This window comes from Kribbella solani (assembly GCF_014205295.1).
Taxonomy (GTDB): domain Bacteria; phylum Actinomycetota; class Actinomycetes; order Propionibacteriales; family Kribbellaceae; genus Kribbella; species Kribbella solani.
Genome location: NZ_JACHNF010000001.1, coordinates 5,439,545 through 5,457,508, shown reverse-complemented (window position 1 = coordinate 5,457,508; position 17,964 = coordinate 5,439,545). Strand labels below are relative to the sequence as shown.

Here is a 17,964-nt window from a genome sequence, read left to right as displayed (position 1 = left end):
TTGTCGAGATCGGATCGAGCCTACGGGTGACGTCCGACACAAACGGCGTGCGCGCGAGCGGCGGCCCGTGATGGGGTCGACTGAACGCGGCGGAAGGAGCTGAGGGTGGCTGTACTGAGGGCGGATGTGGTGGGCGCGGCTGAGCGGTTGGGATTCCCGGAGTGGGAACGGAGCAGGCTCCAGCAGGTGGAGGACGAGCTGCGGCTGCCGGACAACGCCGAGGAGCTCCTGGCGTACTGCGGTGTGCAGGCAGCCGACCGTGAGGAGATGCTCGCGGCGCGCCCCGACCCGGACAGTGACCCGGACTGGTGGACGATCACCTCCGCACTGTCCGCAGAGGTCACGCGGGACCTGGGTCAGGCACTTCCGCCGTCCGGGTTCACGTCGTGGCCTGCAGTTTCACCGGATGCGTCAGCTGTCGGGCTGTTCGCCGGTGCGTGGGCGCTGCTGGCCAATCTGCCGCGGTTGCTCGAACTACACGCACAGCGCGGTGTACCGGAGTCGATCACCGTGGTCACGGTCGCTGCGCTGGGTCAACAGCTGGCCACGCACAGACGGACCTTTGGGCCGGCTGGAACCGGACTGTCGACGATGTGGACCGCGCCGCTGCGATTCCGGGGTGCTGAGTACGAGATCGGGCGTCACGGATACACGCGTACTCAGCTGGGGCTGGGCGATGGTGTGTCGGGCCATGTGTTGTCGATGCACATCCCACCGAGCGGCGCCCTTGACGTACACGCGTCGGAACAGTCTGTTGCCGCTGCGGTCGAGTCGTTCGGCCACTGGTTCCCGGAGGAGCCGCTGTCCGGGTTTGTCTGCCACTCCTGGCTGCTGGACCCGCAGCTGGCCGAGTACCTGCGTCCTGACTCCAACATCATCCGCTTCCAGCAGCGCTTCGATCTACTACCGCAGCTGCCGGTGGCGGACCCGTCTGACGGTGACCGCGACCTGCTGCGCCTCGGTCTGCAGCTACCAGTGCCTGCGGATGCGCTGACTGAGGAGGGACTCGCTCGGATTCCTCAGGACACCACGTTGCAGCGAGCCTTCGTAGCGCACCTGCGTGCTGGACGGCACTGGTACCACCGAACAGGCATGCTGAAGAAATGGAGATGACGATCCGTTCAGCGCGTCCTCCTGGTCGGTTGGTCGATGGGAGGCGGCACGGCGCTCGAGTACACACTCGGGCACCCGGGACAGGTCCATGGCCTCGTTCTACTCCGCTCGAACGTGCCGGGCACGGCCGAGACGGAGCTGGACGACGACCCGTACCTCCAGGAAGACCCAGCGGTCTACGACCGGCTGCCGGAGGTACAGGTCCCCGTCGTCCAGCTGACCAACCTCCGTGAACCGCAGCTGGTGATCGACGCGATAGTCCGCCTTGCCGGTGACTACGATGCCGGATAGGACAGATGCTGGTGGATCAGCTGCCAGGTGCTCCCGGACTGCCGGAAGACGCGTGTAGCGCGGGAGGTGGTTTCGGTGCCGTCGGCAGTGACGTGGTCGATGGACCACGCGACGGCCAAGTTGCCGGCTGAGACGACGGTCGGGTCGGGGACGCGGAAGCTGATCGAGTTTGGGCTGGACGCCAGACCAGCAGCGCAAACCTCCCGGACTGCTGTTTTGCCCGTGTAGTTGCCATCGATCTCGTACGAGACGACCTCGTCGGCGATCGGCTCCATCAGTGCATCCAGATCGCCGGCCGCGGTATCGGTGCCCCAGCGATCCAGCACTGAGCCGATCTCGGCCGCCACCACCGGAGTGGGCTGGTCGTCATGCGGGAACGAGTGGTGCTCATGGGTGATGGTCCAGCGTCCGTTGAGCTTCTTGAGGCCGATGGTGAGCCGCAGACGCACGTCCGGCTTCACCTCGAACTCGTCCGGCGTCCCACAGCGCAACAGCGCGAAGGCGAACGCCACCTCCGCTCCCGCTGTGACGTCCAGTGACACCAGCTCGAACGATGCGCCCGACTTCTGCCACTCGAAGAACCCGGGCCAGGTTTCGGCGTACGCGTCCATCCCCCGCACGCCGTCGTACGGTGGTGGCACGTCGAACATCACCAGGTCAGGCGAATGATCAGCCAGTACGGTCGTCAGCTCGCCTGCGTGTACTGCGGCGGCCCAGCTCTCGATCAGGGTACGGATCTGCTGCTCGTCAGTCATGTCTCTCCTCGGGAAGTAACGCTTCACCCCCTACAACCCGGGACAGTTCGCAAACTCATCGCGGCAGCTCGGACGGCAGCCCGAACAGCTCGAAATCAGCCTCCAGATACGACACGACCTCGATGATCTCCGTGCCGCGCAGCACAACCACATCGAGACCGCCGGGTACGTAGCGGTCGCCCTCCAACAGGTAGGTTCCGAACGCGACCTGACCGTTCGCTTGCGCCGGTAAGAACCGCCACTCGCTGCGGAGCGGTCCGTCGAGCAGGAACGTACGGATCGCCGGCCGGCCCACGAACCAGTCCGGCAACGGCGGCATCGAGTACTTCGCGTCCGCCGCCAGCATCGCCACGATCGCGTCCACGTCACGCGCTTCCCACGCGGCCATGTACCGCCGTACCAGGTCCCGCTCGCCCGCCTCGCCCAGCGCACGCAGGCTGGCTTGCTGACTAGGCACTCTGCTCACCACAGAGCGGGCACGCTGGAGTGCGCTGTTAACTGCGGCAACGGTTGTCTCCAGCAGTCCAGCCACCTCTTGTGCACTGAAGGCCAGGACATCGCGCAGGAGCAGCACCGCACGTTGCAGTGCGGACAGGTGCTGTAGCGACGCGACGAAAGCGAGCTCTACTGACTCCAGTGCCAGTAGCTGTGCCTCAGGAGTCAGTGTGGTCGTCCAGCTCAACCTACTCTCCGGGTACGGCTCCAGCGCCTCCGTACCACGCCGACCGCGCCGCTCGAGCAGGGTGAGGCAGCGGTTCGTGGCGATCTTGTATAGCCACGGGCGGATCGAACCACGGTCCTCGTACCTGCTCAGCCCACTCCACGCGCGTACGAGCGTCTCCTGAACGGCGTCCTCCGCATCGGCGTCCGAGCCGAGCATCCGGTAGCAGTGCGCATGCAGCTCACCACGCCACGGATCTACCAACTGTCCGAAGGCATGTTCGTCACCCGCTCGCGCGGCATCCAGGAGCTCGTGCATCACCGAAACGCTAGCGAGTGACTGGCCCAGCGATCCAGTACCTTCGCGGCTTCGCCACTGTCCACAGCGTCCTGACAGCGTGCAAAACACTCCGCCAGCTGGTCCAGCCCGTTCTCCAACGACAAGGCGGTCAGCGCGGCCGCAGCGTTCAGCAGTACGACGTCGCGTACTGGACCGCGCACTCCGTCGACCAGTCCGCGCAACAGCCGAGCGTTGTACGCCGCGTCGCCACCCCGCAGCTCAGCCAGTGATGCCGGGCGCAACCCCAGCGAACGCGGGTCGAACACCATCTCCGACGCCGACCCCGCGTGCACAACCCACAGCCGTGAGTACGTAGTAGTCGTCAGCTTGTCGAGTCCATCGTCGCCGCGGGCAACCAGTGCCGAAGTACCTTGTTTTGCGAGTGCACCGGCCAGTACCGGCAGCATCTGTGGGTTGGCGACGCCGACGAGCTGGTGCTGCGGTTCGGCCGGATTGAGCAGCGGTGCGAGCACGTTGAAGGCCGTTGGCACGGCCAGCTCGCGGCGTACGACCGCAACGTGTCGCAGCGCCGGGTTGAAGCGTGGAGCGAACAGGTACGTCAGTCCGACCTCCTCAGCCAGCTGTGCGGCTTCTGCTGCAGACAGGTCGAGTGGAATGCCCAGGTGATCGACCAGGTCACCGGAGCCTGCGGCTGACGAGGACGCGGCTCGGCCGCCGTGCTTGACCACGGTGGCACCCGCAGCGGCTGCCACCACGGCAGCCATGGTGGAGATGTTCGCTGCACCGGTCCGGTCGCCGCCGGTCCCGACTATGTCCACGAACGGTCTGCGAATCCGCACGGGTGTCGCGTGCGACCGCAGTGCCGTGGCGAGGCCGTACAGCTCGTCGGGGGTCTCACCCTTGGCCCGGAGGGCGATCAGAAACCCGGAGATCTGCGCCGGGGACGCCTCACCGAGCACCAACTGGTCCATCGCCCAGCCGGTGTCCGCCACCGACAGGTCGGCGCCGGTCAGGAGTGCGGAGATCAGGCCGGACCAGGTCCGGAGCGTTGTTGCCATCGATTGTCCTCGGGGGTGCTGGGTCGCCCACGAGCAGACATGACAACGGCCGTCTCGCAGGAGACGGCCGGGTGGGTACGCGCGGGTTCAGGCCGTCTGGTCGACGGCCCACCACATACCAGCGCGCTGAATCACAAGGTGATCCTACCCCCAGCGCGGATGGCCGGTCCGGGCTTGTCACATCATGGTGGAGCGGTCCGTCAGAGCACTGAGGACACGGACAGCTTCTGGGACAGGGGAAGGGCACCAGTGGACGACCACGAGCAGCTAGCGCGACAGTTCGAGCAGAATCGCGGGCATCTGCGCGCGGTCGCGTACCGGATGCTGGGGTCGCTGGCGGAGGCTGAGGACGCCGTACAAGAGGCGTGGCTGCGGCTGAGTCGAACTGACGTGAGTGACGTGGGCAATCTGGCTGGATGGCTCACCACAGTGGTCTCGCGGGTGTGTTTGGACATGCTGCGCAGTCGCAAGTCGCGGCGCGAGGATTCACTGGACACTTACGTACCGGACCCGATCGTTGGGCGGCTGGACGGCGAGTTGGGGCCGGAGGGCGAGGCTCTGCAGGCGGACGCGATCGGGCTGGCGCTGCTCGTCGTACTGGAGACGTTGTCGCCGGCGGAGCGGCTGGCCTTCGTACTGCATGACATGTTCGGAGTCGGGTTCGACGAGATCGCCACGATTGTGGACAAGTCGCCTGCCGCGACGCGTCAGCTGGCCAGTCGGGCTCGGCGGCGGGTACAGGGTGCGCCGGCGAGCGATGGGGATCTGAACCGTCAGCGCGCGGTGGTCGAGGCGTTCCTGGCCGCGTCGCGTGGTGGTGACTTCGATGCGCTGCTGGAGCTGCTCGATCCGGAGGTACTGCTGCGGGCGGATGCCGGTGTGGCGACGGCGGAGTTCGCTGGTCCGGCCGTGTCGAAGCTGGTACGTGGTGCGAAGGCTGTTGTCGAGCAGGCGCTGCTGTTCAGCCGGATGGTGTCGTACAACCAGGTTGCGCTGGTCAACGGGACTCCGGGTGTGATCACTGTCGTCAACGGTCGCTTGATGGGCGTCATGGCGGTTACCTGCGCCGACGGCCGGATCACGCAGATCGACATCCTGGCCGACGTGGACCGTCTGGAGCTCATCCCGCTACCAGCCTGATCACCCGAGCTGCTTGCGCCTCCGCGGTACCTGGCGGGTTGCGGTCCGAACTAGGGCCGCCCGGTCCGATCAGGGTCAGCCAGAAGCCGGCCCACAGACAACGCGCCGCCCGGAACCGCTCCGGCTCCACAGCGAACCGCCGTACCAGCGGCTGCCAGTCCGTCGCCCGCCCCGACAGGTGCTCAACCAGATTCGCCAGCTCAACAGTGCGATCACCCAGCCCGGCGTCCTCGAAGTCGATGATGCGGACTTGGGAGCCGTCCCACAGGTAGTTGGTGAGGTTGGGGTCGCCGTGGGCGACTACCGGGGTGTGTACGGCGGTTAGGTCGGGGAACTCGTGCTGGAGCCAGGTGCGGGCTGCCTGGCCGACTGGGGTGGGGTGGTCGGCCAGGGCGGTCAGTCCGGCGTGGGTGCGGTGGATCAGTGCGGGTAGGTCGATTGGCGTGAGACCTGTGGGCGGGATCGACCAGAGCGTGTTGAGAGCGTCACCTAGCGCATTGAGTTGAGTGGAAGTAAGTGAACCGCTCAGTGGGACGCCTGGGACGTGGGTCATGGTCAGCCATGGTGTGGGGTCCTCGGATGACGACAGGGGTTCGGGTACTAGGTCCGGGGCTGATCTGGTGAGGAGAGTCAGGGCGGCCAGTTCTCGGGCTGGTTCGTTGCGGGGCCAGCTGGTGTAGCGCTTGGTCACGGTGGTGCCGGTTCGCTCTACCGAGTGGGTCATTGGGAAAGTTTGGCGGGGGTGTCAATAACCGGGGTCTCTCTTCGACGTACATGTAGAAGCAGCTACGCGAGGGAGTGGGAAACGGATGTCTACGCAGGCTATTGCAGTAGGTGGTACGGACCTGGTGGCCGGCCTGTTGGGCGCTGGGTTCAACGGGGCAGTACGGCTGCCCGGCGAACCGGAGTACGACGAGCAGCGCCGCTCCGTCATCCCGTCCGTGGATTCGCGGCCGCTGGTGGTCGCGGAGGCGTACAGCCGCTCCGACGTACAGGCAGCAGTACGCACCGCCCGTGACCTCGGTGTGCCGCTGGCTGTTCAAGCAACAGGGCACGGCACCCGCGTACCGGCCGATGGCGGGATCTTGCTGAAGACCACGCCGATGGCGACGGTACTGATCGACCCGGAGCGACGGATCGCCAAAGTCGCACCAGGTGCCCGCTGGGGCGCAGTGCTCGATGCAGCACGCCAGTTCGGTCTGGCACCGCTGTCCGGTTCACACCGCGACGTCGGCGTCACCGGGTACACGCTGGGCGGTGGAGTCGGCTGGCTGGCCCGCAAGTACGGGTTCGCGGCCGACAGCGTGATTCGTGCCGAAGTAGTCACTGCCGACGGCCATCTGGTCACGGCGAGCGCCGAACAGCACCCGGACCTGTTCTGGGCGATCCGCGGCGGTACGGGCAACTTCGGCATCGTCACGTCGCTGGAGTTCCGCCTGTACCCAGTACGCGAGGTACACGCGGGCATCGTGTACTACGGCATCGACCGCGCCGCCGCGATCCTGCGCCGGTACCGCGAGTGGACCGCCACGATCCCCAATGAACTAAGTACGGCCGTCGTCCTGACCCGGGTCCCCGGTACGGAGCAGCGCGCCGTCGCGATCAAGGTCATGTACGCGGGCGCCGCCGAGGTCGCGGAACACCTGCTCAAACCGCTCTTCGAGGTGGCCGGCCCGCGACTGGCCGGCGATCTTCGGACGATCGAGTATGCCGACGCGGCGATGGGTGGTACGCCCGCGCGGCACCTGGATTTCCTGGACACGCTGACCGACGAGGTGATCGACATCGTCACCGAACTCGAGGACGCGATGGTCGAGCTCAGGCACTGGGGTGGCGCGATGGCTCACCCCGGACCGGGTGCGGGCCCGGTAGGGCATCGCGCCGCGGCGTACTCACTGATCATCGACCGCGAAGTCAGCGAGCTGCCGAACTCGGGCCGGACGTTCGTGAACTTCCTCGGCGACCCGAGCCGCGCCGGCAGTTCGTACGCGGCCGCCGATCTGGACCGGCTGCGTGCGGTGAAGCGGGCGTACGACCCGTCGAACTTCTTCCACCTGAACGCCAACATCCGCCCCTGACGAAACGATCCGGTCCCCCAGGAGGGTGGGGGACCGGATCGTTGCGACTGCCGTCGAACCGCAGTCGGAGCGGGGCTCAGACCGAGTTCTCAGACCGTGCCGGAGTTGCCGTAGACCGTCACGTGCACGTGGTCGAAGTGGTTGGCGGTGGCGCCGCCGCGGTCCGGCATCCCGCGCCAGCCTTCGCTGCTGCGCTGGACCGTCCAGATGTGCTGCTGCCAGATCAGCTGGCTGACGCCGAGCTTCTTGTAGTTCGCCTTCAGCCAGTCCGCGACCTCCTGGCCCTCGGAACCGCTGACCATGATGTCGAGCGCGTGGCCGGTGGAGTGCTCCGAGCCGCTGTCGCCGGACCGCATCCCGCCGTACGACGTGATGTCCGGGAACTTCGCGCAGATCGCCCGGTGCACCCGGATCGCGTCCTGGGTGATGCCGTCCTCGACCGACGAGCCGGAGGCGCAGGCGGCCTGCGAGATCGCGCCGCTGACCGCCGCTACCGGCTTGGTGGCGGCCAGGTACTGCGCCTTCACCCAGCGGGACTTGCCGTCGGTGACCACCTCGGCCCAGATCCCGTCCAGTTTGCCGGTGACCGAGACCTTGGTGCCCTTGGGCAGCACGTCCAGCAGCAGGCCGGTGATCGGCAGGGACCACAGGTTCACGTCGGTGGTGGTGTACTTCGTGCCGGTGATCTTCGGCGGCGCCTGCGCGGCCAGGTCCTCGGCGGCGCGGGTCTTCGGCGCGGTCGGCTTCGGGATCGGCGCCTGCTTCTTCAGGTGCTTCGCGGTCGGGCTCGGCTTCGGCTTCGGGGCCGCCGTCGGCGTCGGCGCGGTGGTGGGGTTGATCGGCGGGCGGAGCGCGTCCCGGCTGATGACGGCGTCGCGCGACAGCTGCAGGGACGAGCTGGCGACCGGCGCGTCGAGCGTGACCGGGGAACTGCTGGGGAGGGCGGAAGCCGAACCGGTGGCCACCAGCGCCACCGCGGCGCCGGGGATCGCCACCTTCGCGAGACCGGGCGAGATCACCTTCGGGCGCAACTGACGGTGCCGCGCCTGTCTATGTCGTCCTGCCACTTGGAGACCCAATCTGCCGAGACCAAAACGTTATCGACCGGAGGAGTCAAGCACACATCACCCCGCCGGTTCGAATCACCCCGCAGACTTAACGCATTACGAACATCCACAGGCTCGGTACGCCCGTGATCTGCCCGCTATCCGGATGTGATCCCCCCGAGATCAAACGCTTGGTGGTGATCAAGGCAGTGCTCCGGGCTAGATCACGGTGGCGCGGAGTTCGACTCGGTCGCCGACGGCGGCGGAGATCTGGCCGGCGATCGCCAGGGCGCGCTCGTCGGTCGCGTCGACCATGAAGTAGCCGGCCAGGTGTTCCTTCGCCGCACCGAACGGCCCGTCGGTAACGACCTGCTGACCGTCGCGGATCTGCACGATCCGGCCCTCGGTCGGCGGCCGGAGTCCTTCGGAGCTGATCAGCTCGCCGGACTCGGCCAGCTCACGCTGGAGCTGCCGCAGCCGGCCGAGACCCCGCTCGTCCGCCTCGGTCCGGACCCGGTCCGCGCCACGGAAGATCATCACCACGTACTTCATGCCGGCACCGTCTTCATGACTTCACCGTAGCGATCCGGGCGGACAGAACCCCGCGGACCGGTCCGCGGGGTTCGGTTTCGCCGGTTCCGGATCAGTACCAGTGCCGTCGGCCGCCGACCGCGCGGCCGGCTGCTCCGAGCAGCCAGAGCACTGCTCCGATCAGGACCAGGATGACGCCGATCGTCCACAGGAACGAGATGTGCAGCACGAACCCGATGATCAGCAGGATCACTCCCAGGATCAGCATGAAGCCTCCTTCAACCGGATCGCCTGACGGAGAAGGCGACCTCACGCCTCCGGTTCCCGCGCCCACCGTCCTGAACCTCCAACAGGCGTTTGACCAGCAGACATCCGGCGAGTCCGACTACCAGGAAGAGCCACACGACCGCGAAGGCGATCCGGTACCCGTGGGTCAATGCGGTCGGCGTAGTGCCCGTAGTACTGGCTGTAGCAACCGCGGACACCACGGCGACACCTATTGCACCGCCGATCTGGAAGCTGGCGTTCTGCAGCCCGGACGCGACGCCGGCGTCCTCGCCGCGGACATCGCTGAGCGCGGCGATCGATCCGGCAACCGAGCCGGCACCCAGTCCGATGCCGAAGATCGTCAGACCCCAGAAGGCCAGCTCGAAGTACCCAGAGGACACAGTGAGCTGAGTCATCAGAGTCGTACCGGCACCTGCGACCAGTAGCGACACGAACGCCACCCAGCGCGGTCCTACCCGGCTGACCAGGTGCTGGCCGATCATCGACCCGACCACAGCAGCCGCAGCGAGTACGGCAGACATCAGGCCGTAGCGGACTGCGGACGCACCTAGCGCGAGCTGGGCGTACTGCGTGTACACGAAGTTGAGTCCGAAGGCAGCCAGTCCCCAGGCGATGGTGAGGAGGTTGCCACCGACCAGTGCGCGCGAACGGAAGATCCGGAGCGGTACGAGCGGTGCAGCGGACCGCCTCTCCACCAGAACGAACAGTCCGAACAGGAGCATCGACGCCACTACCAGCAGTACGGTCTGGAGCGCTGACGACTCCGGTGCCTCGATGACCGCGTACACGAGCACTATGAGCGCTGCGGTGACGGTGACTGCTCCACCTAGGTCAAACCCGCGGCGTCCCGGGCCACGGCTGTCCTGTAGCAGTATGGGAGCCAGTACGAGGACCAGTACGCAAACGGGCACGTTGATGAAGAAGATCCACTGCCAGCCAAGGCCATCTGTCACCGGACCGCCGATGAGCGAGCCGGCCGTACCGCCCACTCCGCTGGTGGCTCCCCAGATCCCCAGGGCCTTGTTGCGGTCCGGACCGGACGGGAACGTCGTCATCACGATCGACAAGGCACTCGGTGCGAGTACGGCTGCTGCTGCGCCTTGTAGGGCGCGAGCCAGCACGAGCGCGTCACCACTCCACGCGAACCCGCACAACAGTGAGAACACTGCGAACAGCACCAGTCCGGCGATGAACACCCGGCGGCGCCCCAACAGGTCGGAGATCCGCCCACCGAGCAGCAGCAGCCCACCGAACATCAGCGCGTACCCACTCGGCACCCACTGCACTCCACCTGTCGTGAAGGTCAGCTCGCGCTCGATGGACGGTACGGCGACCAGGACGATGGACGCGTCCAGAATGATCATGAACCCGGTCAGACAGAGCAGCGCCAGCGCGAACCAGCGCTTCGATTCCGAAACCATCAGGCATCTCCAGTACGGCGCGGACGCCCCGGCTGAGCGTCACTCGACCGGTACGTCGGCGCCGGCACGTACTACTTCGACATTCCCCAACTGTCGAAGTACCGCGAGTCTGCTTCGACGTAGTTGTTAACTGGAGGTCACAACGGCCTCCGCTGGGGACAGGATGGTGTCTGTGAAGTACATGCTGCTGATCTACAGCAACCCGGAGAGCTGGGCGAGCCTGTCGGCCGAGCAACGGGAGGGGCTGAGCCGTGCCCACCAGTCCCTCGGGCAGGAGCTGATCGAGAAGGGCCAGTTCGTCAGTGGGGCCGGACTGGCGGACCCGATCACGACGCGGACCGTGCAGGTGCACGACGAGACCATGAGCGTCACGGACGGCCCGTACGCCGAGGCGAAGGAACACCTGGCCGGGTTCTACCTGATCGAGTGCGACGACGTCGACCAGGCGATCGCGTACGCGGCGCGGATGCCGGACGCCGAGTACGTGGCCGTGGAGGTACGGCCGGTGATGGACATGTCCGGGCTGGAAATGTGAGCAACTTCGAGCTGCTGCTGCGGGAACAGGCGCCGCAGGTGCTGAGCGCGCTGGTCCGGCACTACGGGCACTTCGACCTGGCCGAGGAAGCGGTCCAGGAGGCACTGCTGGCGGCTTCGCAGCAGTGGCCGGGCGAAGGCGTGCCGGACAACCCGCGTGGCTGGCTGATCCGGGTCGGGTCGCGGCGGCTCACTGACCTGCTCCGGAGCGAGTCGGCCCGGCGGCGTCGTGAGGAGAATGCGGCTCAGTTGGCCGCACCGGAGGAGTTCGTCACCGCCGGTCCGGAGATCGACGATCTGGCCGGCCGCGACGACACGTTGACGCTGCTGTTCCTCTGCTGCCATCCAGCACTGTCTCCGGCGTCGCAGATCGCGCTGACGCTCCGTGCGGTCGGTGGTCTCACCACCGCACAGATCGCCGCCGCGTTCTTGGTGCCGGAGGCAACGATGGCGCAGCGGATCAGCCGGGCCAAGCGGAGCATCAAGCAGGCCGGTAGTACGTTCGAGCTGCCGCCGGAGACCGAGCGGGACGTACGGATGGGTGCCGTACTGCATGTCCTCTACCTGATCTTCAACGAGGGCTACACGGCCTCATCGGGTACGTCGCTGCACAGTGCGGAGCTCACCACCGAGGCGATCCGCCTCGTACGCGGCGTACGCAAGCTGCTGCCTGATGACGGTGAGGTGGCCGGGCTGTTGGCGCTGATGCTGCTCACCGATGCGCGGCGTCCGGCGCGTACTGGTGCTGATGGCGCACTGATCCCACTGGCCGAGCAGGACCGGTCGAAGTGGGACCGGGACGCCATTGTCGAAGGTGATGCCCTGGTGATGGATGCACTCGCCCGTACGCAGCTGGGGCCGTACCAGGTGCAGGCGGCGATCGCTGCAGTGCATGACACGGCAGAGCGAGCTGACGACACGGACTGGCGACAAATCGTTGCGCTGTACGACGTACTGGCGCATCTGGTCGACAACCCGATGGTGAAGCTCAACCACGCGGTAGCGGTCGCTATGGCCGATGGACCGAAGGAGGGGCTCGCTGTACTGGAGCCACTTGAGTCGGACGACCGGCTGACCAGTAACCACCGGCTGGACGCTGTACGGGCGCATCTGCTCGAAATGTCCGGTGACATCGCTGGTGCCCGGGAGAGCTACCTGCTGGCGTCCCGGCGGACGACCAGTGTGCCGGAGCGGAACTACCTGCAGTCAAAGGCAGACAGACTGACCTGAGGTCGCGTCGGACCGCTGAATGTGTCAGGTTGGACATGTGGACCTCACCAGGGCGTCGCTGCTCCGAGAGATGTTGACCGGTACCGAGCTGGGCAGCCGGACCACGGAGTTCGGGTACTCGCTGCGGCGGTTCACGACCAGACGTAGCGGACTGATGCTGTTCGGGCCGGTGGACGACGAGCCGTGGCACCTGACTGCCCACCTGGACGACGAGCTGCACCGGGCCGGCATCGAGGACATGCGGCCGTCGCTCGTGCGCTGGGCGCCGCCACCGGACGCACCGCCGCATCTGGCGATCGGTCTGGACCGGCTGCGCGACTCAGGTCGTGGTGAGTCGTTGCTGGTGGTCGCCGAGGACAATCCGGCTCCTCCGTTGCTGGAGCGGATCAGTGACGTACGGCGGCGCGGTACGACGATTTTCAGCATCGGAAACGGTGACTCGGAGCTGACGTCACTCAGCCATGAGGCGCTCGTACCGGAGGTGTTGGTGCCGGATGGGTTCGGTTGGACGAGCAGACAGGTCGAGTACGACCATGACGAGCCGCAGTCCGCGCTGACGGAGGTGGAGACGCAGACAACCGAGGGGTTCGAGATGACGCAGCACCTGGTCAGCCTGGCCGCCGCGGACGAGGAAGCAGGCCGCGCCGGCTGGCGCCGCCGCCTCCGCACCGCCATCGAACGCCTAAGCGGCGAACCCGCCTAACCAACCAGTCGGGTCCAAGGGCAGCCGACCTCAACGAGCCAGCCGGTGAGTCATGCAGGTCCAGCCAGTCGGTCAGGGTAGGTAGAGAGCTGCTAGTCGGGGCAGGTGGGTCTGCAGGTCGTCGGCGTCGTCGAAGTCGATCTCCGCTCCCGCCGGCACGTCCGGTGTGTCCGGCGCCTCCGCGTCGACCGCCTTCCAGTACGTCACCGCGTCCCCCGTCACGTTCTTGTACGCGTGACTCCCGACGTGCAACACACCTTCCCCGTCGAACCCCTCGAAACCTTCCGGCCGGTCCTCGTCGACCACGTCGGCCAGCGAGTCCGGCTCGGCCAGCGCGGCCTCCCACACCTCTCGCCCTTGCGCCACCAGCCACCCCCGGAACGAGTCGAACCCGTCCTCGGTGGCCCCGGAGTTCACCAGGTACGCCGCCGCCCACAGATCCCACCGGTACGACTCGACCTGCAGCCGCGCCAGCTCGACCCCGAACGCCACGATCTCCTCGGTCCGCGCCGCACCCAGCACCTTGATCAACCCGTCGGCGACCCCATCCGGATCAGCCACGGTGTCATCCACCGAGGCCCGCGCATCCTCGACCAGACCCCAGAACCTGTCCCTGTCCACCCCCAAACCATCTCACCGAGCAGGCGGGCATCACCAGACTTCGTCGAGCTGCTGCTGCTGGGTGGGGGTGAGTTTGAGGCGGGTGCCGGTGAGGGCGGTGGTGAGGTATTCGGGGGTGCTGATGCCGACGATCGGGGTGATCGCGGGGGTGCCGCCGGTGAGCCAGGCCAGGACCAGTTCGGAGCGGGTGACGTTCAGGGTCTCGGCCAGGGTGGTCAGGACCTCCAGGCGGCGGGTGGTGCCGGGGTGGTCGAATGCCTGGTGGATCGGGCGGTCGGCGCGGTTCTCGTAGGCGCCGGCGATCAGCGGGCTGTACGCGAACAGCTGCTGCTCCGGGTTGGTTTCGGCGTAGTCCAGGACCTCGTCGGTGATCCAGCCGAAGCGGTGGTCGTGGACGTGGCCGCGGACCATCGGACGGGGCTGCAGGTACGAGTAGCGGAGCTGTAGCGCGGTCGGGCCGGTGACGCCGAGCTCGGCGGCGATGCCGCGCATCCGCTCGGCGCGCCAGAGCGGGAAGTTGGACAGGCCGATGCGGCCGATGGTGCCGGCGGCGGCGTGCTTGCCGAAGGCGGTCGCGGTCTCTTCCTGCGGAGTGGATCGGTCGTCGCGGTGCGCCCAGTACAGGTCGATGTGGTCGACGCCGAGGCGGCGCAGCGAGGTTTCGAGCGCACTGTCGATCGCCTTGGCACCAAGGCCTTCCGCGTGCTCCGGGTAGCTGCCCGGCCAGAGCGGTTCGCAGCCGACCTTGGTCGCCAGCTTCACCCGGTCGCGTACGCCGGGGCGCTGCGCGAACCAGCGCCCCAGCAACTCCTCACTCTGTCCACCATGTCCACTCGGGTGCTGCCAGAACGCGTAGCAGTTCGCCGTGTCGATCCATTCACCGCCGGCGTCCACATACGCGTCCAGTAGCCGGAACGAGGTCTCTTCGTCGATCCGGGTTCCGTACTCCATCGCGCCCAGCGCAAGATTCACCATGCGCCAGATCAAACAACCTGGAGCGCGCTCTAGGTCAAGTCGGCCGCGAACTCACGCAGTACCGGCGCGAAGGTGGTCGGCTCGGCGCTGTGGTTCTCACCGGCGATGGACTTCAGCGTCGCGGTCGGAAGGTGCGCGGCGACGGCGGCCGCGCCGGCGGCGAGCACCGGCCAGGTCTTGTCGCCGTGCAGGACCAGGACCGGCACCTTCACGGCGGCCCAGCGGTCGGCGGGCAGCGGGTTGCCGGACATCGTCGTGCCCATGATCCGCCCGTCGTACGAGATCGTGTGCGCGACCTCTTCGGTCGGCGCCCAGTACGGCGTCTGCTTCATCCCGGCCACTGCCTCCGCGGGCATGCCGACGGCAGCCGTCATGAACAGCTCCGCCGCCTTGTCCCGGCGGCCTTCGGCGACGAAACGGTCGAGCTGCTCGACATAGTCAGCGGGCAGCGGCGGCCGGCTGTCATCGACGATCACCGGCGGCTCGAACAGCACCAGGCCGGCGATCGGAAGGCCCGCGGCCGCCGCGTCCAGCGCGAGCAGGCTGCCGGACGACTCGCCGACCAGAATGGCCGGTTGGCCGGCGTCCTCGATCAGGGCGGCCAGGTCCTCGATCTCGCGCTCGATCGCGTACGGCGTGGTGTCCGTGCTCTCGCCACGCCCGCGCCGGTCGTACACGGTGGTCCGGAAATCGTCGCTCAGCAGCTTGCCGATCTCGGCGTTCAGCGGGTTCACGGCCCGGTGCGCGGTGGCGCCGTCGATCAGGATCAGCGGTCGGCCACTGCCGTACGCGTCGAAGGCGATCGTGGTGCCGTCGGCCGATGTCACGGTGCTCATTGCTCATTCTCCTCGTCTGCGGAAACTGGACCGTACAGTACCCGTCGCAGAACTGGACTGTCTAGTATGATTTCGGTGAACCCCACGCCCAAGGAGGACCCGTGCAGGATGTCGAGACCGAGGGCCGGACGCCGCGCAAACGCCGCGCGATCCTGGCCGCCGCCACCGAAGTCTTTCTCCAGCACGGCTACCTGGGCGCCAGCATGGACGAGGTCGCGGCGCGGGCCGGCGTGTCCAAGCAGACCGTCTACAAGCAGTTCGAGAACAAGGAGCGGCTGTTCGCGGAGATCGTTGGCGGGACCAGCGATCAACTCATGGACGGGTTGCAGCAGGCGTACAACGAGACGCTCGACGGTGCCGCGGACGCGCGCGAAGCCCTGCGTGCGTTGGCGTACCGGCTGCTGCAGAGCCTGACCGCCGGCAACGTGCTGCAGCTACGGCGGCTCGTGATCGCGGAGGCGGACCGGTTCCCGGAGGTGTGCGGCGCCTGGTTCACCAACGGCTTCGAGCAGTCTCTCGACGCGCTCGGCGCGGCGCTGACGCGACTCACCGCGCGCGGTCTGCTCCGGGAGCTCGACGACCCGACGCTGGCGGCGTACCAGTTCGCCGGCCTGGTGATGTACAAGCCGATGAACCGCGCGATGTTCGCGGGCACCCGCCAACGCCCGGACGCCGGTGAGCTGGAGAAGCTGGCCGACCAAGCAGCCAATGTCTTCCTGGCCGCGTACGGCTCAGAGCGTCCCGCGAGTTGACGTCCGGACCACCAGCTCGGGCGTGAACGTGACGCGCTGGTGCTCGTGGTCCGGGTTCGAGGACTCGTCGAGCAGCAACTCGGCGGCGGTCCGGCCGAGCAGCTGGCGCGGCTGGCGTACGGAGGTCAGCGGTACGGCGGCCGCCTCCGCGAACTCGATGTCGTCGTACCCGACGATGGCCAGGTCCTCCGGAACCCGCAGCCCGAGACTCACGCACTGCTGCAGCAGGCCCAGCGCCAGCAGGTCGTTCGCGCAGAACGCGGCGGTCGGCCGGCGATCCGCCGGCAGTCCGGCAAGCCGTTGCCCTGCGCCCCTGCCTTCGGCGACGGTGAGCGCGCCGGTGGTGAGCTCGATCAGATCCGTCGCGGGCCGCCCGGCCGTACGCAGTGCCTGCCGCGCGCCGTCGCGCCGGTCGACGATCTGACCGAGCGTACTCGGCCCGCCGACGTACGCGATCCGTTCATGGCCGAGCTCGAGCAGATGCGAGATCGCCAGTTCGCCACCGAGTACGTCGTTCACCGCGACCGAGCAGTGTTCCGACTCGTCGAGCGCACGGTCGACGACCACGATCGGCGTACCGCGCGAAGGCAACTTGCGCAGCCGGGACGAGTTCTGGTCGATCGGCGTGATCAGGACGCCCTGCACGCGCTGTTGTTCGAGCAGATCCAGGTACGCCGCTTCGCGATCCGCGTCCTCACTGCTGTTGCACAGGAACACCGAAAGCCCGGCCGCCTGCGCCGCCTCCTCGACGCCTTTCGCGACGTCGGTGAAGAACGGGTTCCCGGCATCGAGCATCAGGTACGCGAGGATGCGGCTGGAGCCGGCCCGGAGTTGCCGGGCGGATTCGTTCCGGACGAAACCGAGGGAGGCCATCGCGGCCTCGACCTTCGCCCGGGTCAGCGGGCTGACCACCTCGGGCCGGTTCAGTACGTTCGACACGGTCCCGAGTGAGACGCCGGCCGCGGCGGCCACTGCCTTCACGCCGGCCGCGTGCGGTTTCGGCGCCCGCCGCCGGATCCGCTCGGGCCGGGTCTCGGCGTCGTCCATCCGTCCGCACCTCCGCCGTGCTTGAAACGTGTTAGCGGCCGCAGAATACCCGCTGAACCCGGATTTTCCGCCGCGCCGGTCCGGGATCGGCCGCGAAAGGTGGGCAAGGTCTTGACGGCCCGCCGGTCCCGCGCTTAGCTTTCTGGGACGCTCTTGAAACCTTTCAGCCCAGCTACCAGCCCTACCGCCCGAGGTACCAAGGTGACGCCGTGAATCGTTATTGCTTCTGTCTGCAGGTCCGGACCGACCGGATGGCCGAGTACGTCGAGCGGCACCGGGACGTCTGGCCGGACATGCAGGCGGCGCTGCGCGACTCCGGCTGGCACAACTACTCGTTGTTCCTCCGGGATGACGGCCTGCTGATCGGGTACGTCGAGGCGGACGACCTCGACGCGGCGCAGCGGGCGATGGCGGCGACCGAGGTGAACGCCCGCTGGCAGGCGCGGATGGCGGAGTTCTTCACTGGAATCGACGGCCGCCCGCCGGACGAGTCGTTCCTGCTCCTGCCCGAAATCTTCCACCTGAACCCGAACGACCTGGCCCCGCAACCGGCGGCCCCGAACCACCTAGCAGAGGACTGAACC

Annotated in this window: 21 protein-coding genes; 9 read left to right on the top strand and 12 right to left on the bottom strand. The window is 67.4% G+C overall.

What is annotated here, in order from left to right; genetic code table 11:
- The first annotated feature begins 105 nt into the window (after positions 1-105).
- Complete coding sequence (locus HDA44_RS25025; RefSeq protein WP_184838406.1) at positions 106-1,113, top strand: acyltransferase domain-containing protein; 1,008 nt, start codon at positions 106-108, stop codon at positions 1,111-1,113.
- Between the two features lie 21 nt (positions 1,114-1,134).
- Positions 1,135-1,404: an alpha/beta fold hydrolase gene (locus HDA44_RS25020; protein ID WP_337906827.1), complete on the top strand. Its 270-nt coding sequence runs from the start codon at positions 1,135-1,137 to the stop codon at positions 1,402-1,404.
- Here the strand turns inward: HDA44_RS25020 and HDA44_RS25015 are convergent.
- From HDA44_RS25015 to trpD, 3 genes are read right to left on the bottom strand one after another with little or no spacing between them, the layout of a single operon-like run.
- On the bottom strand, positions 1,389-2,159 hold the full coding sequence (locus tag HDA44_RS25015) for a YybH family protein (RefSeq protein WP_184838402.1): 771 nt from the start codon (positions 2,157-2,159) through the stop codon (positions 1,389-1,391). The two genes, HDA44_RS25020 and HDA44_RS25015, sit on opposite strands and share 16 nt — an antisense overlap.
- Positions 2,160-2,214: 55 nt before the next feature.
- A complete protein-coding gene (locus tag HDA44_RS25010) occupies positions 2,215-3,138 on the bottom strand; it encodes a sigma-70 family RNA polymerase sigma factor (RefSeq protein WP_184838401.1) in 924 nt (307 codons plus the stop codon).
- Positions 3,138-4,178, bottom strand: a complete 1,041-nt coding sequence (gene trpD / locus HDA44_RS25005; protein WP_184838399.1) for an anthranilate phosphoribosyltransferase — start codon at positions 4,176-4,178, stop codon at positions 3,138-3,140. The genes HDA44_RS25010 and trpD overlap by 1 nt, the downstream gene beginning before the upstream one ends.
- A gap of 249 nt (positions 4,179-4,427) precedes the next feature.
- On the opposite strand from trpD, the gene sigJ reads away from it, so the two are divergent.
- Entirely contained in the window at positions 4,428-5,318 is an 891-nt protein-coding gene (sigJ, locus tag HDA44_RS25000; protein ID WP_184838397.1) for an RNA polymerase sigma factor SigJ, read from the top strand.
- Here sigJ and HDA44_RS24995 read toward each other — a convergent pair.
- Positions 5,299-6,042: a phosphotransferase family protein gene (locus HDA44_RS24995; protein WP_184838395.1), complete on the bottom strand. Its 744-nt coding sequence runs from the start codon at positions 6,040-6,042 to the stop codon at positions 5,299-5,301. The two genes, sigJ and HDA44_RS24995, sit on opposite strands and share 20 nt — an antisense overlap.
- Positions 6,043-6,127: 85 nt before the next feature.
- Here HDA44_RS24995 and HDA44_RS24990 point away from each other — a divergent pair, with 85 nt between their 5' ends.
- Positions 6,128-7,396, top strand: coding sequence for an FAD-binding oxidoreductase (locus HDA44_RS24990; RefSeq protein WP_184838393.1), 1,269 nt, complete (start codon positions 6,128-6,130; stop codon positions 7,394-7,396).
- An 89-nt stretch (positions 7,397-7,485) separates the two neighbouring features.
- On the opposite strand, the gene HDA44_RS24985 is transcribed toward HDA44_RS24990, so the two are convergent.
- The 4 genes from HDA44_RS24985 to HDA44_RS24970 all read right to left on the bottom strand — a co-directional run bounded on the left by HDA44_RS24985 (position 7,486) and on the right by HDA44_RS24970 (position 10,682).
- Positions 7,486-8,463, bottom strand: a complete 978-nt coding sequence (locus HDA44_RS24985; protein WP_337906392.1) for an SH3 domain-containing protein — start codon at positions 8,461-8,463, stop codon at positions 7,486-7,488.
- Positions 8,464-8,661: 198 nt separating this feature from the next.
- Positions 8,662-8,994 carry a YciI family protein gene (locus HDA44_RS24980; RefSeq protein WP_184838391.1) on the bottom strand — a complete coding sequence of 111 codons (333 nt, stop codon included), beginning with the start codon at positions 8,992-8,994 and terminating at the stop codon, positions 8,662-8,664.
- A gap of 91 nt (positions 8,995-9,085) precedes the next feature.
- Entirely contained in the window at positions 9,086-9,241 is a 156-nt protein-coding gene (locus HDA44_RS24975; RefSeq protein ID WP_184838389.1) for a DUF6131 family protein, read from the bottom strand.
- Positions 9,242-9,251: 10 nt separating this feature from the next.
- Positions 9,252-10,682 (bottom strand): MFS transporter, encoded by a 1,431-nt coding sequence (locus HDA44_RS24970; RefSeq protein WP_184838387.1) that lies wholly within the window; start codon positions 10,680-10,682, stop codon positions 9,252-9,254.
- Between the two features lie 181 nt (positions 10,683-10,863).
- Between HDA44_RS24970 and HDA44_RS24965 the strand changes: the two genes are divergently transcribed.
- The 3 genes from HDA44_RS24965 to HDA44_RS24955 are packed head-to-tail and all read left to right on the top strand — an operon-like array spanning position 10,864 to position 13,149.
- Positions 10,864-11,217 carry a YciI family protein gene (locus HDA44_RS24965; RefSeq protein ID WP_238353315.1) on the top strand — a complete coding sequence of 118 codons (354 nt, stop codon included), beginning with the start codon at positions 10,864-10,866 and terminating at the stop codon, positions 11,215-11,217.
- On the top strand, positions 11,214-12,446 hold the full coding sequence (locus HDA44_RS24960) for a DUF6596 domain-containing protein (RefSeq protein WP_184838383.1): 1,233 nt from the start codon (positions 11,214-11,216) through the stop codon (positions 12,444-12,446). Before HDA44_RS24965 ends, HDA44_RS24960 begins: the two co-directional genes overlap by 4 nt.
- A 37-nt stretch (positions 12,447-12,483) precedes the next feature.
- Positions 12,484-13,149, top strand: coding sequence for a hypothetical protein (locus tag HDA44_RS24955; protein ID WP_184838381.1), 666 nt, complete (start codon positions 12,484-12,486; stop codon positions 13,147-13,149).
- A 72-nt stretch (positions 13,150-13,221) separates the two neighbouring features.
- On the opposite strand, the gene HDA44_RS24950 is transcribed toward HDA44_RS24955, so the two are convergent.
- From HDA44_RS24950 to HDA44_RS24940, 3 genes are read right to left on the bottom strand one after another with little or no spacing between them, the layout of a single operon-like run.
- Positions 13,222-13,770 carry a DUF4240 domain-containing protein gene (locus tag HDA44_RS24950; RefSeq protein WP_184838379.1) on the bottom strand — a complete coding sequence of 183 codons (549 nt, stop codon included), beginning with the start codon at positions 13,768-13,770 and terminating at the stop codon, positions 13,222-13,224.
- 30 nt (positions 13,771-13,800) lie between these two features.
- The gene (locus HDA44_RS24945) at positions 13,801-14,745 is read right to left on the bottom strand and encodes an aldo/keto reductase (RefSeq protein WP_184838377.1); all 945 of its coding nucleotides are present in this window, start codon (positions 14,743-14,745) and stop codon (positions 13,801-13,803) included.
- Between the two features lie 29 nt (positions 14,746-14,774).
- Entirely contained in the window at positions 14,775-15,581 is an 807-nt protein-coding gene (locus tag HDA44_RS24940; RefSeq protein WP_184838375.1) for an alpha/beta fold hydrolase, read from the bottom strand.
- Positions 15,582-15,682: 101 nt separating this feature from the next.
- On the opposite strand from HDA44_RS24940, the gene HDA44_RS24935 reads away from it, so the two are divergent.
- The gene (locus HDA44_RS24935; RefSeq protein ID WP_202887547.1) at positions 15,683-16,333 is read left to right on the top strand and encodes a TetR/AcrR family transcriptional regulator C-terminal domain-containing protein; all 651 of its coding nucleotides are present in this window, start codon (positions 15,683-15,685) and stop codon (positions 16,331-16,333) included.
- On the opposite strand, the gene HDA44_RS24930 is transcribed toward HDA44_RS24935, so the two are convergent.
- Complete coding sequence (locus HDA44_RS24930; RefSeq protein WP_184838373.1) at positions 16,313-17,380, bottom strand: LacI family DNA-binding transcriptional regulator; 1,068 nt, start codon at positions 17,378-17,380, stop codon at positions 16,313-16,315. The two genes, HDA44_RS24935 and HDA44_RS24930, sit on opposite strands and share 21 nt — an antisense overlap.
- 209 nt (positions 17,381-17,589) lie before the next feature.
- Here HDA44_RS24930 and HDA44_RS24925 point away from each other — a divergent pair, with 209 nt between their 5' ends.
- Positions 17,590-17,961 (top strand): L-rhamnose mutarotase, encoded by a 372-nt coding sequence (locus tag HDA44_RS24925; RefSeq protein ID WP_184838371.1) that lies wholly within the window; start codon positions 17,590-17,592, stop codon positions 17,959-17,961.
- Positions 17,962-17,964 lie beyond the last annotated feature (3 nt).

What these genes read in the sequence shown, in the direction of transcription:
- HDA44_RS24995 (WP_184838395.1), bottom strand. Translation starts at nt 6,042, where the DNA reads ATGACCCACTCGGTAGAGCGAACCGGCACCACCGTGACCAAGCGCTAC.
- HDA44_RS24945 (WP_184838377.1), bottom strand. Translation starts at nt 14,745, where the DNA reads ATGGTGAATCTTGCGCTGGGCGCGATGGAGTACGGAACCCGGATCGAC.
- HDA44_RS24975 (WP_184838389.1), bottom strand. Translation starts at nt 9,241, where the DNA reads ATGCTGATCCTGGGAGTGATCCTGCTGATCATCGGGTTCGTGCTGCAC.
- HDA44_RS24970 (WP_184838387.1), bottom strand. Translation starts at nt 10,682, where the DNA reads ATGGTTTCGGAATCGAAGCGCTGGTTCGCGCTGGCGCTGCTCTGTCTG.
- HDA44_RS24980 (WP_184838391.1), bottom strand. Translation starts at nt 8,994, where the DNA reads ATGAAGTACGTGGTGATGATCTTCCGTGGCGCGGACCGGGTCCGGACC.
- HDA44_RS24990 (WP_184838393.1), top strand. Translation starts at nt 6,128, where the DNA reads ATGTCTACGCAGGCTATTGCAGTAGGTGGTACGGACCTGGTGGCCGGC.
- HDA44_RS24930 (WP_184838373.1), bottom strand. Translation starts at nt 17,380, where the DNA reads ATGGACGACGCCGAGACCCGGCCCGAGCGGATCCGGCGGCGGGCGCCG.
- HDA44_RS25010 (WP_184838401.1), bottom strand. Translation starts at nt 3,138, where the DNA reads ATGCACGAGCTCCTGGATGCCGCGCGAGCGGGTGACGAACATGCCTTC.
- trpD (WP_184838399.1), bottom strand. Translation starts at nt 4,178, where the DNA reads ATGGCAACAACGCTCCGGACCTGGTCCGGCCTGATCTCCGCACTCCTG.
- HDA44_RS25015 (WP_184838402.1), bottom strand. Translation starts at nt 2,159, where the DNA reads ATGACTGACGAGCAGCAGATCCGTACCCTGATCGAGAGCTGGGCCGCC.
- HDA44_RS24965 (WP_238353315.1), top strand. Translation starts at nt 10,864, where the DNA reads ATGCTGCTGATCTACAGCAACCCGGAGAGCTGGGCGAGCCTGTCGGCC.
- HDA44_RS24940 (WP_184838375.1), bottom strand. Translation starts at nt 15,581, where the DNA reads ATGAGCACCGTGACATCGGCCGACGGCACCACGATCGCCTTCGACGCG.